4 protein-coding genes are annotated in these 3,317 nt (G+C 51.6%); all 4 read right to left on the bottom strand.

Annotated elements, in window-relative coordinates; all coding sequences use genetic code 11:
* On the bottom strand, nt 1-179 hold a 179-nt coding region (locus CAG65_RS22245; RefSeq protein WP_161453556.1), incomplete at its 3' end, for an acyltransferase family protein.
* A 73-nt stretch (nt 180-252) separates the two neighbouring features.
* Complete coding sequence (locus tag CAG65_RS10230) at nt 253-1,203, bottom strand: Kdo(2)-lipid IV(A) acyltransferase (RefSeq protein ID WP_161453555.1); 951 nt, start codon at nt 1,201-1,203, stop codon at nt 253-255.
* Nucleotides 1,204-1,208: 5 nt separating this feature from the next.
* Nucleotides 1,209-1,799 (bottom strand): nucleoid occlusion factor SlmA, encoded by a 591-nt coding sequence (gene slmA, locus CAG65_RS10225; protein ID WP_021704601.1) that lies wholly within the window; start codon nt 1,797-1,799, stop codon nt 1,209-1,211.
* A gap of 113 nt (nt 1,800-1,912) precedes the next feature.
* Nucleotides 1,913-3,127 (bottom strand): bifunctional phosphopantothenoylcysteine decarboxylase/phosphopantothenate--cysteine ligase CoaBC, encoded by a 1,215-nt coding sequence (gene coaBC, locus CAG65_RS10220; protein WP_161453554.1) that lies wholly within the window; start codon nt 3,125-3,127, stop codon nt 1,913-1,915.
* Nucleotides 3,128-3,317: the final 190 nt, after the last annotated feature.

Below are 3,317 nucleotides of genomic sequence, written 5' to 3'. Positions count from 1 at the left end.
CTAAATGACTGATTCTCTAGTCTATTGACAATAATACCAGTCATAAGAAATCCAGAAATGACGAAAAATACATCTACACCTGCAAATCCACCAGGTATCCAATTGAAGTCCAAGTGGAATAAAAGGACAGCAATTACCGCAAGCGCTCTAAGGCCATTTATATCTTTTCTAAAAGTCATATAGTGCTTTATTCGAAATAATGAAAATTCTTAAAGGTTAACTTTAAAGAGTGTTGTAACTGTAACCCACCTTTTAACGGTAACGAATGCCTTTCGGCTGGCTTTCGTCCTGCATGGTTTTGTAGCGTTTGTGCAGCCACATCCATTGTTCTGGTGCGCGTAGGATCAGGGCTTCCACGTACTTGTTCATATACGCGGCGGCGGCGACTTCATCTTTTTGTGGATAGTCTTTTTCAATTGAGGTATCGGCGTAGATCTCATAAAAACCCTGCGCGTTGCGAAAACCCGATCCGGTCACAATCGCACTTTTGCTGGTGTAGGCCAGAATACTGGTACCGGTGGTGGTGCAAGCGTCTTCTACGGCGAAAAACGGCACAAATACCGACTTGTTGCGGCCATAATCGTGGTCTGGCAAATAGAACAGCAACTCACCCTGGCGCAACACGCGAATCATTTGTTTGACGTCTTTACGGTCAATCAGTTTGTTGCCGTTATGAGTGCGGCCCCAGTACTGGATAAAGTTGTACGCTGGGTTGTCGTGCGGACGGAATGCGCCGTAACCCGGTATGCCGAGTACACCGAAGGCTCGGGCGGTGATTTCCAGATTGAGTGCGTGCACGCAGCACAACAGCACCCCTTGGCCATTTTGCTGATGCCCGCGCAGCGCACTGGTGTCTTTGTCGATAATACGGCGTTTAAAGCGCCAGGTTGGCCAGAACCAGGTAATGCCTGTTTCGATCAGCGCCATTCCGGTGTTTTTAAAGTTCTCTTCCACCATGGCGGTAATCTCATCGGCGGGTTTATCCGGAAAAGCCAGTTCCAGATTACGGGTCGCCACATGTACTCGTTTTTTGCCATAGCGCATGCCAATAGCGCCGATTTTTCGGCCAATAAACAGCAGGATACGGTAGGGCAGCAGGTTCACGACCAGTGCCAGAAAGCCAAAACCCAGCCACACGCCCCAGTTGCGAGGGTGAAGCAAGGCGAGAGAAAACTCAGGTTTGCCGTATTTTTCTTTACTCATAGTCTCTACTGAATTTGTGCACTTAGCAGCGCCCAGTACTCTTCAAAATTCGCGGTCGGTTGATATTTGAAGTCTGAACGGACAAAACGGTTCAGACTGCCCTCGACCTGACCAAGCAACTGGGCGGCCAGAATGGATTCGTCTACCGGGAAGGATTTGCCTTCACGAAGTTTACGTTCACGCAAGATCTGACGCAGCGAGGTTTCGATGCGCTCAAACAGTTGGTTGATGCGATCGCGCAGACGCTCATTTTCAAACATTAGAGCATGCCCCGACAAAATGCGTGTCAGGCCCGGGTTACGTTCGGAAAATGCGAGGATCAACTGCAGTACCAGACGGATTCGGGTCAGGGTATCCTTTTCTTCATCCAGAATGCGGTTGATACGTGACATTAAAGACTCTTCGATGAACTCGATCAAGCCTTCAAACATGCGCGCTTTACTGGGAAAGTGACGATACAGCGCCGCTTCCGACACACCAACTTGTTTGGCCAATTTTGCCGTCGTGATGCGCGATCCGCCATCATTCGACTCCAGCATTTGCGCAAGCGCCTGGAGAATTTCTTCACGACGATTTGATTTTCTTGTGCCGGCCATGTTTTGTCCTTTATATACTACTGATAAACAACTACTAATTATTTTTATAAAGCGGTCAGCCGGGCCGGCCGCTTAACCGTTCGAAGCGTTTTTATCTGAAAACGAATCCTCGATTACGCAGGATTGCCTGTCAGTTGGTGAGCGATGTGCAGCAAAATTGCGTGGGCGAGTGCTTGCTTAGACGCCAGTGGCAGTGCCTCTGAGCCCTCTTTCCACAACACGGTGACGGCGTTGTCATTGCTGTTGAAGCCTTGCCCTTCTAACGAGACGTCATTGGCGCAAATCATATCAAGATTCTTTTTCTCTAATTTGCTACGTGCGTACTTTTCCACGTCCTGTGTTTCCGCCGCAAAACCGACGGTGAACGGGCGGTGCTCCGTCATTGCCGCCACTGACGCAACAATGTCCGGATTTTTGACCAGGGTCAGTGTCATCTGGTCGCTGTCGTCGGTCTTTTTGATTTTCTGTTCGGCAACCGTTTGTGCTCGGTAGTCTGCAACCGCTGCGCAGGCAATAAACACCTGATGTGTCTTGGCATGTGTCATGACCGCCTGATGCATCTGCTCGGCGCTGTTGACGTCAACTCGAGTGACGCCAGCGGGCGTTGGCAGTGAGACCGGGCCACTGATAAGGGTCACTTCAGCGCCCATCTGCGCGGCGGCCTGCGCCAGGGCATAGCCCATTTTGCCTGAGCTGTGATTGGTGATATAGCGAACCGGATCCAGCGCTTCACGGGTCGGGCCTGCGGTCAGCAGTACAGATCTGCCCGCCAGCGGCTTTGGACCAAAAAAGTCGTTGCAGTGTTCAACTAATTGCATTGGCTCCAGCATGCGACCCGGGCCAACATCACCACAGGCTTGTTCGCCCGCTGCCGGTCCCCAGATCAGCATACCCCGTTCGGACAGGGTCGCGAGATTCGCCTGCGTGGCCTGATTGCGGTACATCTGTTGGTTCATCGCCGGAGAGACCGCAATAGGGGCATCTGTCGCTAGCACCAGCGTGGTGAGCAAATCGTTGCCCATCCCGGCGGCAATGCGGGCGATCAAATCGGCAGTGGCGGGCGCGAGCAGCACCAAATCGGCCCATTTGGCCAGTTCGATATGGCCCATCGACGCTTCAGCCGCCGGATCGAGCAAGCTGTCGGATACTGGTCGGCCGGAGACCGCTTGCATGGTCAACGGAGTAATAAATTCTTTTGCCGCTTTGGTCATTACGACCTGCACTTGTGCGCCGCGCTCTATCAGTCGTCGGGTTAACTCTGCGCACTTATACGCCGCAATACCGCCACTGATGCCAAGGAGGATTTTCTTTCCTGCGAGTGTTTGCATGTCGCCATCCATACCAATTCGTCAAAACTGGGCCAATCTTATCACAACTCTGACGGAGAGTTAGGTTTCCGCTGACACAGTTGAACTCACAGAATTGGCATCCGGTTCTCCTACGTGGTCAGTGCAACTGAAAAACTTCCGTGTGCTTCACAGACATTCCGAGTTTGCACTGCATGATAGGCGCATAACT

It is taken from the genome of Vibrio sp. V39_P1S14PM300 (assembly GCF_009904765.1).
Taxonomy (GTDB): domain Bacteria; phylum Pseudomonadota; class Gammaproteobacteria; order Enterobacterales; family Vibrionaceae; genus Vibrio; species Vibrio proteolyticus.
Note: the sequence above shows the minus strand (reverse complement) of the source record. Positions and strands in the feature narration are given on the sequence as shown.